Source organism: Deltaproteobacteria bacterium, assembly GCA_020848745.1.
Classification (GTDB): domain Bacteria; phylum Desulfobacterota; class Binatia; order UTPRO1; family UTPRO1; genus UTPRO1.
Genome location: JADLHM010000047.1, coordinates 42,957 through 63,758, shown reverse-complemented (window position 1 = coordinate 63,758; position 20,802 = coordinate 42,957). Strand labels below are relative to the sequence as shown.

Below are 20,802 nucleotides of genomic sequence, written 5' to 3'. Positions count from 1 at the left end.
GTGAGCCGCCGCGAGCGCAAGGAGCGCGACCCGACCGCGTATCTGTGCGATACGCCGAGGGTCGCGCGACGCCGTCGATCGCGGATGGATCGCGATTCGCAGCCGAAACCGATCCGTGGCGCAGACTTCTAGTCCGCTTTGTCTGTCAGCAGAGTGGCGCTCTGGCTTTGAAAAGGCTCGCTGTACACGGCTTCCCAACAGGTGGCGACGGCGTCCGAGCTCGAGAGCTGCACCGTCAAGGCCGTAGCCAGCATGCCGAGTCCTGCCATCGGCATCGGCAACGCGGCGCCCTTGCCTTTGACTTGGATCTTGGCTTTGCCGGCGACGCCCTCTTTCAGCATCACGCTGGTGATGCCGTCGGGAAGCGCCGACTTGCTCTTGTACTTGAACCCCGTGGACCCCTCCTTCCAGGCCGAGCCCGGCGGGATGCCGGCGCTGAGCGCGAGGCCGCTCCCGTCGTAGACGCAGAGCCGATAGCCGTCGCTCGTGGTCGGCGACCCGAAGGCGCTCTTCGCCGTCGGGGCCCCCATGGGCCACTTCCATTGCAGCTGATTCTTGGTGGTCACCGGAGCGCGGTCCATGAGCTTGATGGTCGCCTTGCCCGACTGCACGGGCGAGAGACAGCCGCCGCGCGGAGTCGGTGGGCAGTCGAGAAGGCAGGTGGCGGAGCAGCCGTCGCCACCCACCACGTTGCCGTCGTCGCACTCTTCGCCCCGGTCGACGGTGTCGTCGCCGCAGAGAGACACGCGCACGAAGATGTCTTGGACACCGTTGCCGTCGGACGGCACCAGGTTGGTCGCCTCGCTCCGGAAGAGCACGACGCCGCCGCCGTCGCCGACGCCGAGCGCCTGGCTGTTGCCATCACCTTCCTCGCCGTTCGCCCCGAGGCTCACGCGCTCGGTCGTCTTCGCGTCGCGATCGCGCAGGAAGACGTCGTCGCACGACGCGGTGACGTTGCACACGTTGGTGTCACCCGGAACGAGATCGGGCGCGTTGCTCGAGAAGGCGACGATGCGTCCGTCCGCGGTCACTCGACCCCCAAAGCTGTGTCCACTGGCCCGTGATCCGTCGGAACGGACGCCGACCTCCTCGGTCTTGTTGAGCTCGCGGTCACGCACATAGAGACTCAGGAAATCGTCGCCATTGTAGAGGCGGTAGGTGAAGAAGCGGGCGAAATCGAGCGGGCCGGCATTGAACAGATTCGAGATGCTGACCGGCATGCGCTGCCAGGTGGTGGCCTCGCGATCGAAGATGAAGACCGTCCGGACCCGATAGCCCTCATCGCAGTCTTCCATGTCGTCGTGCGTGAAGATGGCGTAGCGGCCGTCGCCGGAGATGCTGCCGTTGAGATTGGTGCCCAGATCGCACTCGTTGTCGCCGGGGAAGATCGCCAAGCCGGGTGAGATCCATCGCGTCGTCCCGGCCTGTCGATCGCGAATGAAGATGTCCTGGTAGCTGTCCTCGCCGAAGGGGGTGAGCGCGTTGGAGTAGCTGGCGAACAACACCACCTGGCCGTCGTCGGACACCCGGCAGCTCGTGCCGCTGGCTTGGCCCTCGTCCGTGGTGATGCTGACGCGCTCGGTCTGGCCGGCGCTGCGATCGTGGATGAAGCAATCGAGCTGGTCGTTGGTGTCGCCGGGAACGAGGTTCGACGCCAGGCTCTCGAACACGACCCAGCGGCCGTCGGCGGAGACGTCGGGATTGTCGGAGAGCTGATTGGCCTGCACGCCGGAAGAGTCCTTGCTGACGAGCGTCGTGGTGGAGCTCGCGCGATCGCGGACGAAGATGTCGGGACAGTTGTCGTCGTCCTCATCCTGGTCGATGTCGCAGAACACGTTGGTGTCGTCGGCTACCAGGTCGCTCGCGGAGCTGGCGAACACCACCACCCGGCCATCGGGCGTGAGGGTGGCGGTGGTCGCCGGCCCATCGCCACCTCCGCCGCCCAGCGCGACGCTCACCAGCTCGGTGGTGGCGGCGAGCGGGCTCTCGGAGCCGAACAACATGGCGGCGAGGACGAGTGTGATGATCGAGCGAGCAGGCATGCGTGGACTCCCTCGCTGCGGCAGGACCGTGGGTGAAGCGACGCGAGTCATACACCAAGGCGAAGCCAAGGTGGTAGCTGTTTCTCTAGACGCCGTGGCCCTTGCGACCTTCGCCGCCGGCGAAGCGGGACGCGCCGCGTTTGGCTTCGTCGAGGACGGCGCGGCCGAGACGCGCCTCGATCGCGAGCCCGTGCTCGAGCGGCAGCCCGGAGCCGGCGAGCGCGGCGGCGCGATCGGCGAGGAGCGTCGGCCACGGGAACTTCGCGAGCGTCTCGGCGAACTCGAGCGCGCGCTCGAGGTGGCGGCCGCGCGGCACGACCTCGTTCACGAGCCCGATGCGATGGGCCTCGTCGACCGGCACCGGGCGGCCCATCATCATGATCTCGAGCGCGCGCCCGAGCCCGACGATGCGCGGCAGCCGTTGGGTGCCCCCGTCGATCAGCGGCACGCCGAAGCGGCGCTCGAAGCAGCCGAACGTCGAGCCCTCGGCGGCGATGCGCAGGTCGCACCAGCACGCGAGCTCGATGCCGCCGGCGACGCACCAGCCGGAGACGGCGGCGATCGTCGGCTTGGTGGACGTGAGGCGCGTGAAGCCGAGTGGGCCCTCGTGGCGGTCACGGACCGTATCGATCGCCTTCAGATCCGCGCCGGCGCAGAACGCCTGGTCGCCGGCGCCGGTGAGGACGAGAACCCTCGCGTCGACATCCGCCTCGAAGCGCCGATATCCGTCGAGGAGGGCGGCGGCGACCGCGCCGTTCACGGCGTTCCGCGCCTCGGGTCGGTTGATCGTCAAGATCGCGGCGGCGCCGCGCCGCTCGTACAGAACCGGCTCGCTCATGAGGCGTCCCCGTCCCTTCGTGTCAGAGCTTCAGCTTGGCGATGACCTGTTTGCTGAAGACCTCGATGAACTCCTTCTGGTTGCGGCCGACGTTGTGGACGTGGATCTCGTCGAAGCCGAGGTCGATGAATTGCTGGATCTGCTCGCGATGCTCGTCCATGTCGGGCGAGATGACCATGCGATCCTTGTAGTTCTCGGGCCGCACCAGCTTCGCGATCTCGGCGAAATCCTCCGGCGTCCGGATGTCGCCCTTCGGAAACGGCATGCCGCCGTTCGGCCACTGGTCGAGGGCGTTCTCGACCGCCTCGTGCTTGGTCTTCGCCCACGACATGTGGAGCTGGAGGAGCTTCGGCATCTTCGCCGGGTCCTTGCCGACCGAGCGCGCACCCTCCTCGAACTTGCCGAGCAGCATCCGGAGCTTCTCGAGGCCCGCGCCGGGCGTGATGAAGCCGTCGCAGTGCGCGCCCGACCACCGGGAAGCGATCGGACCCGCGGTCGCGACGTAGATCGGCACCGGGTGGTGCGCGTCGGGCACCGTCCACATGCGGACGCGCTCCATCTTGAAGAACCGGCCGTCGTCGTGCTTCGCGACTTCGCCGGTGAGGAGCTTCCTGATGATGCCGATCGCCTCCTGCATCATCTTGAGGCGGACGTGCGCCTCGGGCCACGGCGTCGCCATCACGTGCTCGTTCAGGGCCTCGCCGGTGCCGATGCCGAGCCAGAATCGCCCCGGCGTCATCGCCCCCTGCGTCGCCGCCGCCTGCGCCACGACCGCCGGGTGGTAGCGAAACGACGCGCAGGTCACCCCTGGTCCGAAGGTGAGGTTCTTGGTGATCGCGCCGAGCGCCGCCATCCACGACCACACGAACGCGTTGTGGCCCTGCTTCGGAATCCACGGCTGGAAGTGGTCCGCCGCCATGACGCCGCCGAAGCCGTGGTCTTCGGCGAGCCGCGAGTAGTCGAGGAGCTCGGCCGGATGGAACTGCTCCAGCGCTGCCGCGTATCCGATGATGGCCATCTCGATCCTCTCACTTTGGTCGCGGTCGACGCGGATGTATGCCACGCCCGTCGAAGTGATGCGACGGCGAACGATCCTACGCTCAGGCGGCGCTCTGCTGCAGGACCAACTCACGACCTGGCGCGACCGCGCGGAGGAGCACACGCCCCCGGAGCTGGCGGCGGCCCGACCTGCAACCCCGGAGCAGCCGACTACTGCCCCTGCTCGATCAGCTTCGCGACCGTGAACGAGTCCGGCACGGCGCCCGCCGGCTTGTACTGCGTCGCCGACTCCGGGCCCTTGTTGAAGTGCCAGCCCTCGTGTCCGGGCGGCTTCTCGCCGGGGTGCGGAACGTAGGTCGCGTGCATCAGCTGCATGTCGACCATCGCGAGCCCGGCGTAGAAGTCCTTCTCCTCGTCGTACTTGGTCGGCGCGCCCGGGAACGCCTGCGTACGGAACTGGTGGTTGTCGATCCACACCTTCCAGAGCTCGTTGTTGCGGTCGTAGATGTCGGAGTACGCCACCACGAGCGACTCCTTGTCGATGAAGATGACGCGCTTCCCGTACGCATATTGCGGGAGCTTCGACACGCCCTCGACGACCCACATGCGGCGCTTCTCCCAGCTGTCGCACATCAGGTAGTCGGCCGGTGCCTCACAGCGCTTCTGCGGGAAGTGCTCGCCGTGCAGGATGCCGAGCATGTCCTTCTCGCCGAGGAACTTCCATTCCGACCACGCGATGTGGCCGTTGTAGCCCCAATACGAGTCGGGGTCGGTATCCTGGCCGAAGAGCGCGTCCGAGCGCTGCGCCGTCGACAGCCGGCGCACACGGCGCAGCGACGGCACGTAGAGCCACGTGTCATCCTGCTTCGAGGCGTCGACGTAGCGGTACTCGAGCGCGCCGATGCCCTTCAAGTCGAAGGGGGCGATCAGCGGACCGAGAACCTCCTTGAAGCGGATCCCTTCCGGATTCGGAAGCTCCGGCTTCGGGTCCACGTAGAGGCGGCTGTTGTAGTACATGCGCCGCGACTCTCCGATCCAGTAATATCGCTCGACCTCCATCGGCTTGCCGTTGCCGACCGCGCCGGTCTCGGCCGGAAAGTCGTACTCGACGAAGTCGTCGGTGCCGGGATACGGCCGGTACTCGTAGTTCCACACGACCTTGAGCGCGATCTTCGGATCGGCCGGGTCGATGGACGGAAAGGGCGCGCCGGCGACGTGCCCCTGGAGGGCGAGGCCGTTCTCGGCGAGCTTCACCTGGCTCGCGTACTTCTCGGTGGCCTCCTTGTACGCCTTCGGCCACGCGATCGACTTCGGGGCGATGACCTTCATCGTCATGCCCTGATTCACGCACCACTCGACCGCCGGCGAGATCAGGTCCTTCACCTTGGCGACATTCGACTTGTCGATGGTGTCGCCGGGCGACACATCGGCCGATGCCGCCGCCGCCATCCCGACCATCGCGATCACCACGCTCGCGCGCAGCACGTTCACCATGGAACACCCCCCTCGGTCGTTTCCCCGATCCGAACCAGGTGCGCAGGCGGCCCCATCTTGCGCAGGCGGCTCTATCTAGGGAGGGCCCTGCTGGGTGTCAATCGGAATCCTACGCCGGCGGGCGCTCGAGAAGCACGAGAATGCCGTGCCGGACGCGGATCCGCGCGCCGACCTCGCGCGCGACGCGCTCGGCCTCGTGGTCGCGGGCGATGATGCCGGCGCCCGGCTCGGCCTCCTCCGCGCAATGCGCGCGGCACGTCCGCAGGAGCGCCGGTCCGTAGAACCCCACGATCTTTCCGAGTTGGGGCTCGCCGTACTGCACCGCGTGGGTCAGCCAAACCGGCCGGTCGCGCGGCAAGGCCGCCGCGATCGCGAGCCCCGCCGCGCTGTGGTCACGCTGCGAGCGCGATACGTGCTCACCGAGCACCACCACGACGACGGCGGCGATCGCGGCGGCGCCGAGGAGCGCGAGCGGCAGCGCTCGCACGCGCCGCGTGGCGTGGTGGAGCGCGAGCCCGGCGGCGGCCGCAAGCGCCGGATAGAGCTGGAAGAGGTAGCGGCTCTTCTTGCCGGCGGCGACCGAGATCACGGCCAGCACGATCGCCCCGTAGACGAGCCAGAGGCGCGCCCCGGGCGACGTCCGCCACTCGCGCCCGAGGAGCACGAGGCCGGCGGCCGCGACCGGCAACCACGGCCAGTAGGTCCGCGCGAGCTTCGAGAAGTACCAGAAGGGGCCCCGTCCGAGCGTGCTCGGCTCGAGCAGCACCTGGCCGATCTGGCCCCCGAAGTACGCGCGGGCGAAGTCGCTGCCCTCGTGGAGCCTCGCCGCGAGCCACGGCCCGACGGTCGCGACCACGAGCACCACGCCGACGGCGCTCCACCTCGAAAACGCGCGGCGCGCCAGCACACCGGCCTGCGCCCAGAGGACGACGGCGACGACGACCGGGAAGAGCCCTTGCGGGCCCTTCGCGAACCAGCCGCCGATCGCCGCGACCGCGAGCCACAGGACCGCGCCCGGCTCGGTCACCGAACGATGCGCCGCCAGGAGGCCGAGCAGCACCCACGCGGTGACGAGGGTCTCGAGGTGCACGCCGCGGCTCCAGTGCGCGACCTCGGGCGTCGTCACGTAGACGAGCGCGGCGAGGAACGCGGTCTCCCAACCACCGAGGGTCCGGCGCGCGAGCACGTACACGAGCAGCGTGCAGACGACGCCGAGCAGGCCCGGCAGGAGCACGGCCGTGAAGGTGGTGCGACCGGCGGCCGCGAAGACGAGCGCGTTCAGCCAGAAGTGCAGCGGCGGCTTGTTGACGTACGGCACGCCGTTGAACGTGAGGTGCGTCCATTCGCCGGTCTCGAGCACGGTGCGCGCGATGGTCGCGTACATCGCCGGGTCGCCGTCGAGCGGCGCGCGCGCGACGCCTCCGAGGCCGAGCGCGGTGGCGATGACCGCGAGCGCGCCCACGTGCACGGCGGGCCGCGCGATCCAGCGCGCGAGGAACGCGAGCCGCCCGGCGGCGCCGGCGCCGCTCTCGTCCGGCGCCGCCACACTCGTCCCGCTTTCGCGTCCGCCCGTCACCGCGCGCGCTCTTATCACATGCGGGCGCCGCACGACGCCGCCTCTCGTCTGGCAAGCCCGGATTCGACCTGTTACATACCCCGCGATGGAATTTCGGGAGCTCGCCCGCATCAACGGCGGCTATGCCGAAGCGCGGATCCTGCATGCCGCCGTGACGCTCGGCCTCTTCGATCGGCTCGACGCGCCCGGCCGCACGGCCGCCGCGATCGCCGCCGCGGCCGGCACCGACGCCCGCGCGACCGAGCTCCTGCTGAACGCGCTGGTCGCCATGCGGATCGTCCGCAAGGACGGCGACCTGTTCAAGGAGACCGACGTCACCCGCACCTACCTGACGACGGCGTCGCCCACCTCGTACACGGGATACGTGCGCTTCGACGCGTCGCTCTGGCCCCTCTGGGAGCACCTCGCCGAGACCGTCCGCACCGGCGCACCGGCGCGCGACCCCGATATGTTCCAGTCGAGCCCCGAGGCCACTACGCGCTTCATTGACGCGATGGCGAGCATCGTCGCCGCACGCGGCGACGCGCGCGTGCTCGCCGAGACGCTCGATCTCGGCGGCGTGCGGCGGCTCCTCGACCTCGGCGGCGGTCCCGGCTCGTACGCGATCGAGATGGTGCGCCGGCACCCCGCTCTCCGCGCCACGATCTTCGACCTCCCCGGCACGCTCGCCGTCGCGCGCCGCCACCTCGACGCGAGCGGCGTCGCCGACCGGATCGAGCTCGTCGCCGGCGACTACCTCCGGGATCCGTTGCCGGCTGGCTACGATCTCGTCTTCCTTTCGAACGTCATCCACGGGGAGGACGAGGAAACCAATCGAGCGCTCATGCGCAAGATCCACGGCGCGCTCGTCGCGGGCGGGCGCGTGATGATCAAGGATCACGTGACCGACGAGTCCGGCACGAGCCCGGCGCCGGCGGCGATCTTCTCGATCGCCATGCTGCTCTTCACGCACGGACGCGATTACGCCTTCGCCGAGATCCGCGAGTGGCTGCTCGCCGCCGGCTTCGCGCGCGCCGAGGCCGACGTCCTGCCTCCCGGCCTCCTCTCCACGCTGGTCGTCGGCCACAAATGACCGCGGCCGAGCGCAGGGAGAGCGGCGCGCGTTTCTGCTCCGCGTGCGGAGAGCGCCTGCAGGCGACGGCGCGCTTCTGTGCGGGCTGCGGGCAGGCCGTCGGCAGCGCGCCCGCCGCCCTGCCCCCTACGGGGGCGGCGGCGACGAGCCTCCGCGACCAGCTGCCCGGCCTCGTCGTCCTCGCCTTCTTCCTCGCGGCCGGGTTGCTGGTGTGGGTCGGCGTCCTGCAGCCGGGCCCCGCCACGTCGAGCGCGCCCGGACGCGGCCGACCCGCGGCGCCCGCGGGCGGCGCCGCCGGCGTCGCCGCCAGCGGCGAGATGCCGGCCGACCATCCCGCGGTCGGCCTCCCCGACGACGCGAAGAAGTTCGTCACGCAGCTCGCCGAGAAGGCGAACGCCGCGCCACAGGACGTCGCCGCATGGAAGAGCCTCGCGCAGGTTCAGGCGCGCGCCGCCGCGATGGATCCGAGCTACGGCGAGCAGGCCCTCGCCTCGTGGCAGCACGTGCTTTCGATCAGCGCCGACGACGGCGACGCGATCCGGGGCCTCGGCAACGCCTACTACGACCAGCAGAAGTTCGACCTGGCCGCGCAGCAATACGAACGCTACCTCGCGAAGAGCCCGGACGACGCGAGCGTACGCACCGACCTCGCGACCGCGTACCTCTACCAACGGCAGATCGACAAGGCGATCGCCGGATATCAGCAGGCGCTCGCGTCGAAGCCGACCTTCCTGCAGGCGCACTTCAACCTCGGTCTCGCCTACGAGGCCAAGGGCGATCGCGAGAAGGCCATGGCCTCGCTCGAGAAGGCGCGCGAGCTCGCGACCGACGACGACACGCGAACCCGCATCGACCGCGTGAAGACGCAGCTCTCCTCCACGCCGCCGGGGGCGGCGGCCGCGAACATCGCGAGCGTCCCCACGGGGAGCACGGCGGGGGCCGCGCCGAGCGCGCCGCCCGCGAGTGTCGGCGCCGGCAAGGACTTCCCGAGCCAGGTGGAGGCGCAGCTCCGCGCCCACCAGATCCTCGGGCCGAAGATCCAGAGCATCGAGTGGCCCGACCCGACCCGTGTCCGCGTGCTCGTCGCCGACTTCCCGATGACGAGCATGCCCGAGTTCGCGCGCACCATGTTCCGCACGCGCCTCGAGACCATCCTCGCGGACGCGAAGCAGAAGTTCGCCGTCACCGACGCGCGCACCATCGAGATCGCCGACGCGGCGAGCGGGACCGCGATGGAAACGGTCACGAAGTAGATGCAGCGGGACTTCTACGCCGAGTACTCCGAGATCGAGGACACGCACTGGTGGTTCCGCGGCCGGCGCGAGATCTTCACGCGCCTCCTGGAGCCGCTGGCGGCGACGCCGCTCCGCATGCTCGACATCGGCTTCGGCACCGGCGCCATGCTGAAGTTCCTCGAGCCGTACGGCACCGTGATCGGCATGGACATGTCGGTCGAGGCCATCCGCTTCGCGCGAACGCGTGTCGCGTGCCCGATGTTCCTCGGCAGCATCATCCACGTTCCGATCGCGAGCGCCGCCTTCGACCTCGTGACGGCCTTCGACATCGTCGAGCACGTCGAGGACGACCGGGCGGCGTTCGTCGAGCTGGCGCGCGTCTGCCGTCCCGGCGGCCACGTGCTCGTCACCGTCCCGGCGTTCCGGTTCCTCTGGGGCAACCAGGACATCGTGAGCCACCATCGCCGCCGCTACACGCTCGCCGAGCTCGGCGGGCTCATGCGCGCCGCCGGTCTCGTGCCGCGTCGCCTGTCGTACTTCAACGCCCTCCTCTTCCCGGTGGTCGCCGCCGTGCGGGTCGCGCGGCGGCTGCGCGGCGAGCCGCTCTCCGATCAGGTGAAGTCCGATTTCACGATGACGAAACCCGGGATCGTGAACGACACGCTCGCGCGCCTCTTCGGCGCCGAAGGGCGCTGGCTCGCGCGCTGGCGGCTGCCCGTCGGCGTGTCCCTCCTCTGCCTGGCCGAGCGCCCGGCCTAGCCCGTCCGAGCCATGGCGCCGAGCGAGCCCGGGAGCGAGAGCATGGACGCCTCGACCGCCACGCCGGGCGCGGCTCCGGAGCTGTCGGTGGTCGTCCCGATCTTCAACGAGCGCGCCGTGCTTCCGGAGCTGCTCCAGCGGCTCGTCGCCATGCTCGAAACGGCGACGCCCGACTACGAGGTCGTGTTCGTCGACGACGGCTCGATCGACGAGTCGCCCGCGATCCTGCTCGACGCCGCGGACCGGAACGCGCGCCTCCGCGTTCTGCGCCTGAGTCGGAACTTCGGCCACCAGGCCGCGGTGACGGCCGGCATCGAGCACGCCCGCGGCCGCGCCGTCGTCGTCATCGACGCCGACCTGCAGGATCCGCCGGAGGTGATCCCGGAGCTCGTCGCCAAGTGGCGCGAAGGATGGGAGGTCGTGTCGGCCGTGCGCACCGAGCGCCCCGGCGAGAGCGCGCTCCGGCTCTTCCTGATCCGGACCTTCTACCGGGTGCTGCAGCGGATCGCGTCGGTGGACATGACGCCGGACGTCGGCGACTTCCGCCTCCTCGACCGCCGGGTCGCGGACGCGCTCAACCGCATGCCGGAGCGCAACCGCTACGTCCGCGGGCTCATCCGCTGGCTCGGCTTCCGTCACGCCGAGGTCCGCTACAAGCGCGCCGAGCGCTTCGCGGGCGAGACGAAGTATCCCTACACGAAGCTCGTCCGCCTGGCGCTCGACGGCGTCACCGCGTTCTCCAACTTCCCCCTCCAGCTCGTCGCGTGGATGGGCTTCGCCGTCTTCGGCTTGAGTCTGCTCCTCGTCGCCTACGGGATCCTCGGCCGCCTCTTCGGCGGCGCGACGCCGGCGGGGTGGACGTCGGTGTTCGTCGCCGTCGCGTTCCTCTCCGGCATCCAGCTCGTCGCGCTCGGCATCCTCGGCACCTACGTGAGCCGCATCTTCGAGGAAGTGAAGGGCCGGCCGCTCTACGTGATCGCGACCGACACCGCCCGCGACCGGGAGCGCCGCTAGCCCGTCACCGCGGCGAGCCACTCCACGAGCGGCACCGCCTTCTTCGCGTGCGCCACGAGCGCGTCGACGAGCTTCGGCGACGTGAGGAGCGCGCGCGCGGGCGCCGGGAACATCACGATCAACCCCTTGCGGCGCAGGAGCTCCGCGCGGGGGTGCTCGGGATCGAAGCCGCGCGGCACGCGCTGCGTCCGCTCGTAGGAGTCGATCGTGAAGCCGGCGCGTCCGAGCGCGGCGACGAGCTTCGCGAGCTCGGGCCCGCGTTTCGCGTCGTCGACCGCGGCGCGGAAGCGCTTCAGCTGCTCGCCGTCCATCACGTACTGCCCGGCGCAGGCGAAAAGCTCGCCCGCGCCGACATGGAAGTAGAGCGCCGCCGCGCCGGACGGTCCCGCGCCGCTTCCCGCGATGCCGAGATAGCCGCCGACGTGGGTCTTGTAGGGCGATTTGTCCTTCGAGAACCGCACGTCGCGGTAGATGCGGAACACCTTCGGCGGCGCGATCTCCTCGTGCGCGTAGCGCGGCGCGAGCTTCTCGCGGACGGCGGCGAGGAGCGCCTTCATCGGCGCGAGCCAGCCCTCCTCGTACTCGTCGCGGTTGGCCGCGAACCAGTCGCGGCTCTGGTTCCTGGCGAGCTTGGTGAAGAAGCGGGCGTCGCGGTCGGCGAACCCGGTGAAGCACGCGGGCGGCGCGGTCTTGGCGATCCTGGCGGCGGTGGTGGCTTTCGGCATGGCGCCCGCTGTACGTGCCGCGCTCGCACGACGCAACGCCACGAGGATCGCACGCGCCCCCCGAGCCGGGACGGCGCCCGATGCGCGCCGAGCAGTGTCTCGGTTTCGTCGGCAGCCATGAAGCGATCGGTAGCAGCACGCAGGCGGGTCGGCGATGGCTCCTACGGTCGCCGGGTTCGTGCCACCCAGCGCATACTGCCCGCCGGTGGCTCTCTGGCTTGCGCACGACGCGAGCTGACGGCTCCCCGAAACCATCCCCGACCCGCCTGCGTGCTGCATCCGTTCGAACAACAGATGTCTGCGCGCTCGATCGCAGGTCTATGCGCGCGCGGAGTCGACAAGCCGTCACAGCGATCGTGTTCGATGGAATCGCCTGCGAGTGGGTCAGAGAGGGCTTCGGGGAGCCGTCAGCTCGCGTCGTGCGCAGGACGGAGAAGCTCCGGCGGGCTTTGAGCGCCGGGACCAGCGACCCGGCGACCGTAGGAGCCCTCCCTGACCCACCCGCCGGCGACACCGACGAAGACTGCGATGCACCACCAAACCGAGACTCCGCGGCGCCCGTCGCGATTGCTTGGCCGCCGGGCCGCCCCTAGAATCGCGCGCTCATGGCCACGCCCTACTATCTCCCGATCGGCGACGAGATCGAGGTCTTCACCGCCGCGTACGCGAAGCGCCTGCCGATCCTCCTCAAGGGACCGACGGGCTGCGGCAAGACGCGCTTCGTCGAGTACATGGCGGCGAAGCTCCACCCGGAGCGGACGCGCGGCGACCGGCTCGTCACGGTCGCCTGCCACGAGGACCTGACGGGCAGCGACCTGGTCGGCCGCTACCTCATCGAGGGCGACGAGACGGTGTGGATCGACGGCCCGCTCACGCAGGCCGTGAAGCACGGGGCGATCTGCTACCTCGACGAGATCGTCGAGGCGCGCAAAGACACGATCGTCCTGATCCATCCGCTCACCGACCACCGCCGCATCCTGCCGATCGACAAGAAGGGCGAGATCCTCGAGGCCCATCCCGACTTCCTGCTCGTCATCTCCTACAACCCGGGCTACCAGAGCGTGCTCAAGGACCTGAAGCAGTCGACCCGACAGCGCTTCGTGAGCCTCGAGTTCGACTACCCGCCGCGCGACAAGGAAGCGCAGATCGTCGCGCACGAGGGCGAGACCGACATGGACATCGCGCTCGAGCTCGCGACGCTCGGCGAGAAGGTGCGGAACCTGCGCGGCGGCGGGCTCGCCGAGGGGGTCAGCACGCGGCTCCTCATCTACGCGGCGAAACTCATGGCGAACGGCATCCCGGCGCGGCGCGCCTGCACCGCCGCGATCAGCCGCTCCCTCACCGACGACGCCGAGATGCGCCGCGCGCTCGACGAGATGGTTGCCTCGATCTTCCCCTAGAGTCGACCGGACGTGGCCGTGAGGCGTCTTCGCAGCCTGTGGTACGAGAGCCGCCACCTCGACGCGGGCGCGGCCGAACTGCGCCCGCGCCTCGCGGCGCTTCCGGCGCACGCGCGCGATCTTCTCCTCGCGGTCGGCGACCGGCTCGCCGCGACGTCGCTCACGCTCGCCCAGCAGTACTGCCGGCAGGCGCCGGCCGCGTGGGCGCTCGGCGAAGGCGCCTTCGCGCGCTGGGTCGCTGGCGGCGAGCGGCTCGCGCTCGGCGACCACGGCTCGCGGAACGCCGCCGCGTCCTACTTCGCCGAGGCGCCCGCCGCGCTCGCGAGCCTGCCGGCGGCGGAGCTCGACGCCTGGCTCACGCTCGCGAGCGACGTGCTGGTCGTGTCGCGCCGCCTCGGCGAGGCCTTCGTCACGGCGAGCCTGCCGGCGCTCGCGGGTCTCGCGCCCGGCGACGGACGGCTCCGGCGCTGGGTCGCCGAAGGGTTGTCGCTCGCGCGCCACGGCTTCGACGGCGAGGTCCTAGCGCTCGCCTTCTTCGAAGCGACCGGGCTCGCGGCGCCGCTCTTCGCGCCGCGGGACTACGCGCGCTTCGCCGCGCTCGGGCGCGCCGCGGCGGCGGCGGGTCGGGCGCGGGTCGACCTATTCGCGAGTCTGCCGCCGGCCCTCCGCGAACTCGACGAGGCGGAGCGCGGCGGCGTCCTCGAGCTCGCGACCCTCGCCGCGGAGCGCGCCCCCGCGCTCGGCGTCGAGGCGTACTTTTCGCTCCCGGCCGCGCTCGCCGTCGTCCCGGAGGCGCGCGCGGACCTCCTCGCGAGCCTGCGGCCGGTCGCACGCGACGCCGCCGACACCCTCACCGACCTCCTGCCGGTCCTGCGCGCGATCCTCGGCCACACGCCCCGCGACGTGCGCGCCCCGCTGATCGCGCTCGCCGGCCGCGTCGCGGCGGTGTTCCCGACCGGCACCGTCCCGTTCTACCGGATGCTGCCCCGGCTCCTCGAGCGCACCGGCATCGACGGGATCGAGCGCTGGGTGGCGGCGGGGCTCGAGCGTGCGGTCGAGCATCCCGACGCCGGCGCCGCCTACTTCGGTCTCGACTCGCGGACGAGCCGCGCGGTGCTCGCGGCGGAGTCGACGGCCGTCGAGCTTCCCGAAGTGCAGGGGCTCCTGAAGCGCTATCTCCAGATGCTGACCGGTCGGAGCTGGCAGGTCGCGGGGCGCGCCGACGTCGGCTACCGCCCGCCGTTCGACGAGCGGGCGACGCCGGAGGGCGACGATGCGCCGAGCCGCGAGACCGCGCTCTTTCCGGCCGCGCTCGCGACCTTCGCCGAGGCCGAGAGCAACCTCCGCCTCTACCGACTGATCGCGGCGCAGCACGCCGGGCGCCGCGAGTTCGGGAGCGACGCCCTCGACCCGCCCCTCGAGCGCTTCTTCGCGGGCTTCGACCACCCCGGCGTCGCGGGCGAGCTCTTCGCCATCTTCGACGGCGTCCGCGTCGACGCCGGCATCGCGCGCCGCTATCGCGGCCTCGCCGGGGACCTCGCGGCGGTCGCGGCCGAGCTCGAGCACGGAGGGCGCCGCCTGCCCGGAACCCTCGGGCACCTCGTCCACCTGCTGCGCGAGGCGCGCCTGCCGGAGCTCGCGCGCCGCGTGCCGACGCTCGCGGCGCGGCTCGGGACACCCGCGGCGACCGTCGCGGACAGCGCCGCCGTCACCCGCGCCGTGTACGACGACATGATGCGCGGCGAGCCCGGCGCGCTGCTCGCGAGCGCGATGCACGGGCCGGCCGACGACGAGGATCTCGCCGCCCTCGCCGAGGACGCGCGCTTCTACCTCGACGGCGGCGAAGTGCTCGGCGGCGGCGAGGAGGATGCCACGAAGGCGCCGGAGGCGCCCGATCCGATAGACCAGCAGTTGGGCGACGAAGTCGCCCTCGCCCTCACGGACGAGGAAAGCGACGGTCCGGCCGGCGTGCCGCTCGATCCCGAGGAGCTCCTGAAGCTCCTGCAATCGGGCGTGCGCATCACGGCGGCGCAGGGCCACGGCGAGGACCTCGCCGCGCTCGGCCTCTACGTGTCCGATCTCGCCGGCAAGCTCCCGCGCGAGCGCATGGCCGAGCTGCAGAACCTGTTGCGCCAGGCGCAGAGCGGCCGCGCGGCGGCGTTGCCGCACGCGGCGGGCGAGGGCGAGTTCCTCTACGACGAGTGGGACTACCGCATCGCCGACTACCGCCACGCCTGGTGCCGGCTCGCCGAGATCCCGCTCGAGAGCGACACCGGCGACTTCTTCCACCAGACCCTCGCGACCCACGCCGACCTGCTCCCGGAGGTGCGCCGCCAGTTCCAGCGCATCCGTCCCGAGCGCTACCGGGTGATCCACGGCCTCGAGGACGGCGAGGACTTCGATCTCGACGCCGTGATCACGGCGCGCGCCGACCGGCGCTCGGGGCATCCGCCGTCGCCGAAGCTCTACCAGGCGAAGCAGCGCGAAGAGCGCGACGTCGCGACGCTCTTCCTCGTCGACATGAGCGCCTCGACCGACGAGCCCGTGCCCGACGCGCCGGCCGGCCGCCGCGTCATCGACATCACGAAGGAGGCGCTGGTCGTCATGGCCGAGGCGCTCGAGGAGATCGGCGACACCTACGGCATCTGCGGATTCTCCGGCCACGGCCGCCGGCAGGTCGAGCTCTACCTCGTGAAGCACTTCAACGAGCCGCTCACGAGCGCGGTGAAGGGCCGGATCGGCGCGATCGAGCCGAAGCGCTCGACGCGCATGGGGGCGGCGCTGCGCCACGCGGTGGCCAAGATGCGCAACGTCGCCGCGCGCTCGAAGCACGTGATCCTGCTCTCCGACGGGTTCCCGCAAGACGTCGACTACGGCGACGACCGCCGCTCGAACGTCTACGGCATCCAGGACACCACGATGGCCTTCCAGGAGGCGGCGCGCGCCGGCGTGACGCCATTCTGCATCACCGTCGACAAGGCCGGGCACGACTACCTGAAGGAGATGTGCGAAGCTTCCCGCTATCTCGTGATCGAGGACATCACGGCGCTGCCGCGTGAGCTGCCGAAGATCTACCAACGTTTCGTGCGGCCGTGAGCGCCGCACCGGAGGACGCATGACCTGGCTCGGCCGCCTCGTGTTCAACCGCTTCGCGCTCTTGGCGCTGCTCTGGCTCGCGGGCGTCGGCGTCCTGCACTTCGGCCAGATCCGCCACGACCGCCTGCCGCTCGACCTCGACGCGCTCACGCCGCCCGGCGAGACCCCGCCGCCGGGGACGCTCCTCGCGACGACGCTCGCCGCGATCATGCGCCACGAGCTCTCCGGCACCGGCTGGCGCCCGAACGACTTCTTTCTCTGGGGTCCGCGCGTCCTGGCCGACAACAATGCCAACCGCCAGCTCGGCATCCTGAAGGCCGTCCGCCGGACCACCCAGGTGGTGAAGGAGCATCTCACCAAGATCTCGAGCGACCCCTTCGACGCGAACCTCGACAAGGCGGACAACGCCTTCCGCTACGACGAATGGCGGTTCTTCTACCCGACCGCCGAGGGACGCTACGCGCTCGGCGTCCGGTACCTGGAGGACTACGTGCGCGGCTTGAAGCCCGAGCTCCAGACGTCGAAGCCGCTCACGCTCCGCCACATGGATCTGCTGCGGCTCTTCCAGGCGTGGAGCGACATGCTCGGCGACGCGCACGCCAGCCTCTACCGCACCGAGATCGACGGCCACCGCGTCCGGCCGTGGGAGAGCGACGACATGTTCTACCACGCGCAGGGCTACGCCCACGTGATGGCGGCCTGCCTGCGCGCGATCCAGCGCGAGTACGACCGCTCGTTCGCGGACCGCGACGCCCTGCCGCCGCTCGTCGAGGAGGTCGCCTCGTCCCTCGAGCGCGCCGCGCTTCTGAAGCCGTTCATCGTGCTCGACGGCGGCGACGCCGGCCTCACGGCGAACCACCGGCGGAACCTCGACGTCTACGTCGCCGAGGCGCGGCAGAAGATCTACTCGATCCGCGAAGAGCTCGAGAAGTAGGCGACCGCGAGGAGCTTCAATCCACGACGTATCCGAGCTGCCGGAGACGCTCGCGCCGATCGGGCTCGACGGTGATCGGCACCGGCGGCGCGGCGGCGCGCGCGCGGTAGCAGATCTTATTGTGCTCGCCGATGGCCTTCTGCAGCGCGGTGGCACGCGCGCCTTGGCTCTGATTCCGCTGCGTGGTCTCGCCCGCGTCGGCCGCGAGATCGTAGAGCACCGGAGCGAATCCATGGTCGAGCACGAGCTTCCAGGAGCCGTCGACGACGGCGGCGCGATGAACCGCCCCGGACGGGAGATCGGCGAACACCGTCTCCGGCTCGGGCGCGGGCGCGGCTCCCCGCAGCACCGGGAGCAGCGAGCGTCCCGGCAGCCCGGATGGCGGCGCGACCCGCGCCAGCTCCGCGATGGTCGGAAAGATGCGGACCAGCGACACCGGCGCGGCCACGACCTGCCCACTCGAAAAATCGCCGCCGCCGATCAGGAGTGGTACGCGCAAGACCTCCTCGTAGAGGGTCTTCGTGTGTTGCATGCGGCCGTGGTCTCCGAACTCCTCGCCGTGATCGGCGGTGATCACGACGACCACGTCGCGCCTCCGGCCGAACCCGAGACCGTCGAGGAGACGTCCGACCTCGTGGTCCATGAACGCGATCTCGGCATCGTAGAGCGCACGCAACGTCGCGAGCTCCTGATCGGTCAGCGTCTTCTTCAGCATCACCAGGGCCTGCCCCGGTCCACGCAGCGGATCGTCGGACCGGACCCCGAACTTTTCGGCGTAGGCTCGTGGAGGCGAATAGCTCGCGTGCGGATCGAAGTAGTGCACGTACAGGAAGTACGGATGGCTCGCCGCCGCACGTGACGAGACCCAGGCGAGAGCGGCATCGGTCACGACGTCCGCGGTCGCATCGGGCTGTGCCGGCTTCTGCGCGCTGCTCGGCCAAACCGGATCGGGGCCGCTCTGCTCCCCGCGGCGCTCGAGCACGTCGAAGCGGCCGAACCCCTGGGCGAATCCTGATTCCGGCGTCACCACCGCCGCGTTGGCAGAGAACCCCGCGGTGTCGTATCCGCCGGCGGCAAGCATTTCGGCCATCATCAGTTGCTTCTCGCCGATCATGAGCGTCATGCGCTCGGCTCCGTGCTCGGCGGGATAGCGACCGCTCAGGATGCTCGCGGTGCTCGGCAGCGTCCACGAGCTGGTCGCGCGCGCCATGCTGAAACGCGTTCCGCGCGCGGCAAAATCGTCGAGGCGCGGGGTCTGCGCCCGCCCATGGCCGTACGATCCCAGGTGATCGGCCCGCAGCGTATCGATCACTACGAGGACGATGTCGGGGAGCGCGGCAGGGCCGGGCGCGCACCCGAGCACTGCGAGCCCCGCGGCCACCACGACTCCGAGGAGCATGGTGCGGCGGCCCGACGATGTTCGGAGCCGGAACGAGTCTCGTCGCCGCACGACGGGCTCTTACGGAGTCGAGCGGCGCGCGTCAATCCGATCGGCCGATCGGCCGTTGACGCGGTCACGCGGCTGCGCTCTGTCTCACATCCCGACGCATGACGACGCGCGCGCGCACGATCCTCGCAGCCGGCTTCTACGTCGCGCTCGCGCTCTTCGCCTTGCGCGCCGTGCTGCCGGCGCCGGCGCGGCTCGCGGCGATCCCGGCCGACGTGCCGCCTGCGTGGCGCGGCATCACGATGGCGGACCAGAAGCTCGTGGTCGCGGTCGTGACGGCGCACGCGCGCGCCCTCTTCCACGCCCCGTCGACGCTCCTCGACGGGCCGCAGTGCCATCCCCTCCGGCACGCGCTCATGCTCGGTCAGCACGAGCTCGGCCAGGGGCTCCTCGGCCTCCTGCCGTACGCCCTGAGCGGCGACCCCGTCCTCACCTACAACGCGGTCACGGTGCTCTCGGTCGCGCTCGCCGGCTTCGCCATGCATCTCCTGGTGCGCGGCTACACCGGCAGCGCGGCCGCGGCGCTCGTCGCCGGGACGATCTTCGCGATCCACCCGGCACGCCTCGGCGACCTCGTGCACCTGTCGGCGGTGGCGAATCACTGGACCGTCCTGACGCTGCTCTCCCTGCATCGCTTCTTCCGCCGGCCGGCCTGGCCGGCGGCGGCCGCGGTCGCGCTCTGCAGCTCGCTGCAGAGCCTCGAAAGCATCTACCCGCTCGTGCCGCACGCGATCGTGGTCGCGGCGGTGAGCGTCGCGGGCCTGTGGCGCCGCCGCGACGCCTGGCGCGCCGTCCTCCCGAAGCTCGCCGCCGCCGGACTCGCGAACGTCGGAGCCGTCGCGCTCGTGCTCGGTCCGTATCTCACGTTCAAGGAGACGTGGGGCTCGCTCGCTGGGCGCCACCAGCTTCTCTACACGGCCGGCGACTTCGCGCCGGGCGGCGGCGCGTACGCCGGCACCGTCGTCCTCGTGCTGGCGGCGACGGCGCTCCTCGCGCGCGCCCGGCGGCGGGATCCCGCGGACGCAGCGCCCCCGCGGGCCGCGCTCCTCGTCGCCGGTCTCGTCGTGGCCTGGGGCGCCAGCGCGGGGCTGCGCGTGCCGGGAATCGACCTCGCGATCCCTTCGCTCTTCGGCCTCCTCGGCGGCATCGTGCCGGGCTTCGATGCCGTACGCCGCGGTGGCGCGGTCGTGACCGGGTGGTACCTCGTCGCGAGCGCGCTCGCGGGCCTCGGCGTCGCGGCGCTCGGGCGCGGACGCGGCGCGGGCGCACGCGCCGCCATCGCGCTCGTCCTGGTCGCGGCGGCGCTCGCGGAGGTGTTCGTTCCGGGCATCGCGCGGCGCGCGTTCGGACGCACGGTCACGCTGCAGGCCTACGTCGTCCGCCCGCCGGACGTGGTACTCGCGGCCTACGAGCGCATCCCGCCCGGAGCCGTCCTCGACGTCCCGTACGAGCTCGGGCGCGGCCGGTTCTTCCGCATGGGCGATTTCGTCCTCGCGGGCGCGTATCACGGCCATCGGGTCGCCGCCTGCTACAACTCCTTCCTGACCCCGCTCCAGGACGACGTCGCCCACTACGCAGCGCGGGTCCCCGGCGACGCCCGCGCCGCTGGAGCCCTGGCCGCCCTCGGGCTCGGGAGCGTCGTCGTCCACCTCGCGATCCCGACCGCGACGGGGCTCCTGCCGTCCGTGGCGAGCGCGGCGCACCTCGTCGAGCTCGCCCGGGCCGGCACCGAGATGCTCTACGCCCTCCCGCCGTCGGCCCCGACCACGAGCGACCCGGCGGCCCTCGCGGTCCGTCTCGCGCTCGATCCGGCGGATCCGGGCCGGCTCGCCGTGACCTTCGAGAACCGGGGGCTCGTCACCTACCGCCATCCGGACCCGATCGAGCCGACGCCCCTCGTGATCCGCTGGTACGGGCCGTCGGACGATCCGCGGGGCGAAGTGTCCGCCCGGGTCCTGCGGCCGGCCGCCCTCGTCCCGGGCGACGCCGTCACGCGGACCGTCACGCTCCCGGAGGACGCGCTCGCGGCCGCCCGACTGGTGCTCGTCGATCCGCGGGCTCCCGATCAGCCCCTCGGTACTCTGGAACGACGTCCTTCTCGTTGACCCTGGGGAACAATCAAACGATGGCCGGTGGCGGCGGTCTCGGTACTCTGGAACGACGTCCTTCTC

15 protein-coding genes are annotated in these 20,802 nt (G+C 71.1%); 8 read left to right on the top strand and 7 right to left on the bottom strand.

The window, feature by feature from the left end:
* Nucleotides 1-128 precede the first annotated feature (128 nt).
* The 5 genes from IT293_06465 to IT293_06445 all read right to left on the bottom strand — a co-directional run bounded on the left by IT293_06465 (nucleotide 129) and on the right by IT293_06445 (nucleotide 6,949).
* A complete protein-coding gene (locus IT293_06465) occupies nucleotides 129-2,042 on the bottom strand; it encodes a hypothetical protein (GenBank protein MCC6764288.1) in 1,914 nt (637 codons plus the stop codon).
* Between the two features lie 85 nt (nucleotides 2,043-2,127).
* Entirely contained in the window at nucleotides 2,128-2,880 is a 753-nt protein-coding gene (locus IT293_06460) for a crotonase/enoyl-CoA hydratase family protein (protein ID MCC6764287.1), read from the bottom strand.
* Nucleotides 2,881-2,902: 22 nt separating this feature from the next.
* Nucleotides 2,903-3,898, bottom strand: a complete 996-nt coding sequence (locus IT293_06455) for a TIGR03557 family F420-dependent LLM class oxidoreductase (protein ID MCC6764286.1) — start codon at nucleotides 3,896-3,898, stop codon at nucleotides 2,903-2,905.
* A gap of 191 nt (nucleotides 3,899-4,089) precedes the next feature.
* Nucleotides 4,090-5,373: a DUF1329 domain-containing protein gene (locus tag IT293_06450; protein MCC6764285.1), complete on the bottom strand. Its 1,284-nt coding sequence runs from the start codon at nucleotides 5,371-5,373 to the stop codon at nucleotides 4,090-4,092.
* A 109-nt stretch (nucleotides 5,374-5,482) separates the two neighbouring features.
* Nucleotides 5,483-6,949, bottom strand: a complete 1,467-nt coding sequence (locus IT293_06445; GenBank protein ID MCC6764284.1) for a glycosyltransferase family 39 protein — start codon at nucleotides 6,947-6,949, stop codon at nucleotides 5,483-5,485.
* Between the two features lie 85 nt (nucleotides 6,950-7,034).
* Between IT293_06445 and IT293_06440 the strand changes: the two genes are divergently transcribed.
* From IT293_06440 to IT293_06425, 4 genes are read left to right on the top strand one after another with little or no spacing between them, the layout of a single operon-like run.
* Nucleotides 7,035-8,021 (top strand): methyltransferase domain-containing protein, encoded by a 987-nt coding sequence (locus IT293_06440; protein ID MCC6764283.1) that lies wholly within the window; start codon nucleotides 7,035-7,037, stop codon nucleotides 8,019-8,021.
* The gene (locus IT293_06435) at nucleotides 8,018-9,274 is read left to right on the top strand and encodes a tetratricopeptide repeat protein (GenBank protein ID MCC6764282.1); all 1,257 of its coding nucleotides are present in this window, start codon (nucleotides 8,018-8,020) and stop codon (nucleotides 9,272-9,274) included. The genes IT293_06440 and IT293_06435 overlap by 4 nt, the downstream gene beginning before the upstream one ends.
* Nucleotides 9,275-10,015, top strand: a complete 741-nt coding sequence (locus IT293_06430) for a class I SAM-dependent methyltransferase (GenBank protein MCC6764281.1) — start codon at nucleotides 9,275-9,277, stop codon at nucleotides 10,013-10,015.
* A gap of 42 nt (nucleotides 10,016-10,057) precedes the next feature.
* On the top strand, nucleotides 10,058-11,029 hold the full coding sequence (locus IT293_06425; GenBank protein MCC6764280.1) for a glycosyltransferase family 2 protein: 972 nt from the start codon (nucleotides 10,058-10,060) through the stop codon (nucleotides 11,027-11,029).
* Here IT293_06425 and IT293_06420 read toward each other — a convergent pair.
* Complete coding sequence (locus tag IT293_06420; GenBank protein ID MCC6764279.1) at nucleotides 11,026-11,754, bottom strand: DUF2461 domain-containing protein; 729 nt, start codon at nucleotides 11,752-11,754, stop codon at nucleotides 11,026-11,028. The two genes, IT293_06425 and IT293_06420, sit on opposite strands and share 4 nt — an antisense overlap.
* Nucleotides 11,755-12,359: 605 nt before the next feature.
* Here IT293_06420 and IT293_06415 point away from each other — a divergent pair.
* The 3 genes from IT293_06415 to IT293_06405 are packed head-to-tail and all read left to right on the top strand — an operon-like array spanning nucleotide 12,360 to nucleotide 17,184.
* Complete coding sequence (locus tag IT293_06415) at nucleotides 12,360-13,154, top strand: CbbQ/NirQ/NorQ/GpvN family protein (protein ID MCC6764278.1); 795 nt, start codon at nucleotides 12,360-12,362, stop codon at nucleotides 13,152-13,154.
* Between the two features lie 18 nt (nucleotides 13,155-13,172).
* A complete protein-coding gene (locus tag IT293_06410; protein MCC6764277.1) occupies nucleotides 13,173-16,250 on the top strand; it encodes a VWA domain-containing protein in 3,078 nt (1,025 codons plus the stop codon).
* A gap of 19 nt (nucleotides 16,251-16,269) precedes the next feature.
* Nucleotides 16,270-17,184: a DUF2333 family protein gene (locus IT293_06405; GenBank protein ID MCC6764276.1), complete on the top strand. Its 915-nt coding sequence runs from the start codon at nucleotides 16,270-16,272 to the stop codon at nucleotides 17,182-17,184.
* A 16-nt stretch (nucleotides 17,185-17,200) separates the two neighbouring features.
* Here IT293_06405 and IT293_06400 read toward each other — a convergent pair whose 3' ends face one another.
* Nucleotides 17,201-18,583, bottom strand: coding sequence for a sulfatase (locus IT293_06400; GenBank protein MCC6764275.1), 1,383 nt, complete (start codon nucleotides 18,581-18,583; stop codon nucleotides 17,201-17,203).
* 149 nt (nucleotides 18,584-18,732) lie between these two features.
* Here IT293_06400 and IT293_06395 point away from each other — a divergent pair, with 149 nt between their 5' ends.
* Nucleotides 18,733-20,736: a hypothetical protein gene (locus IT293_06395; protein MCC6764274.1), complete on the top strand. Its 2,004-nt coding sequence runs from the start codon at nucleotides 18,733-18,735 to the stop codon at nucleotides 20,734-20,736.
* Nucleotides 20,737-20,802 lie beyond the last annotated feature (66 nt).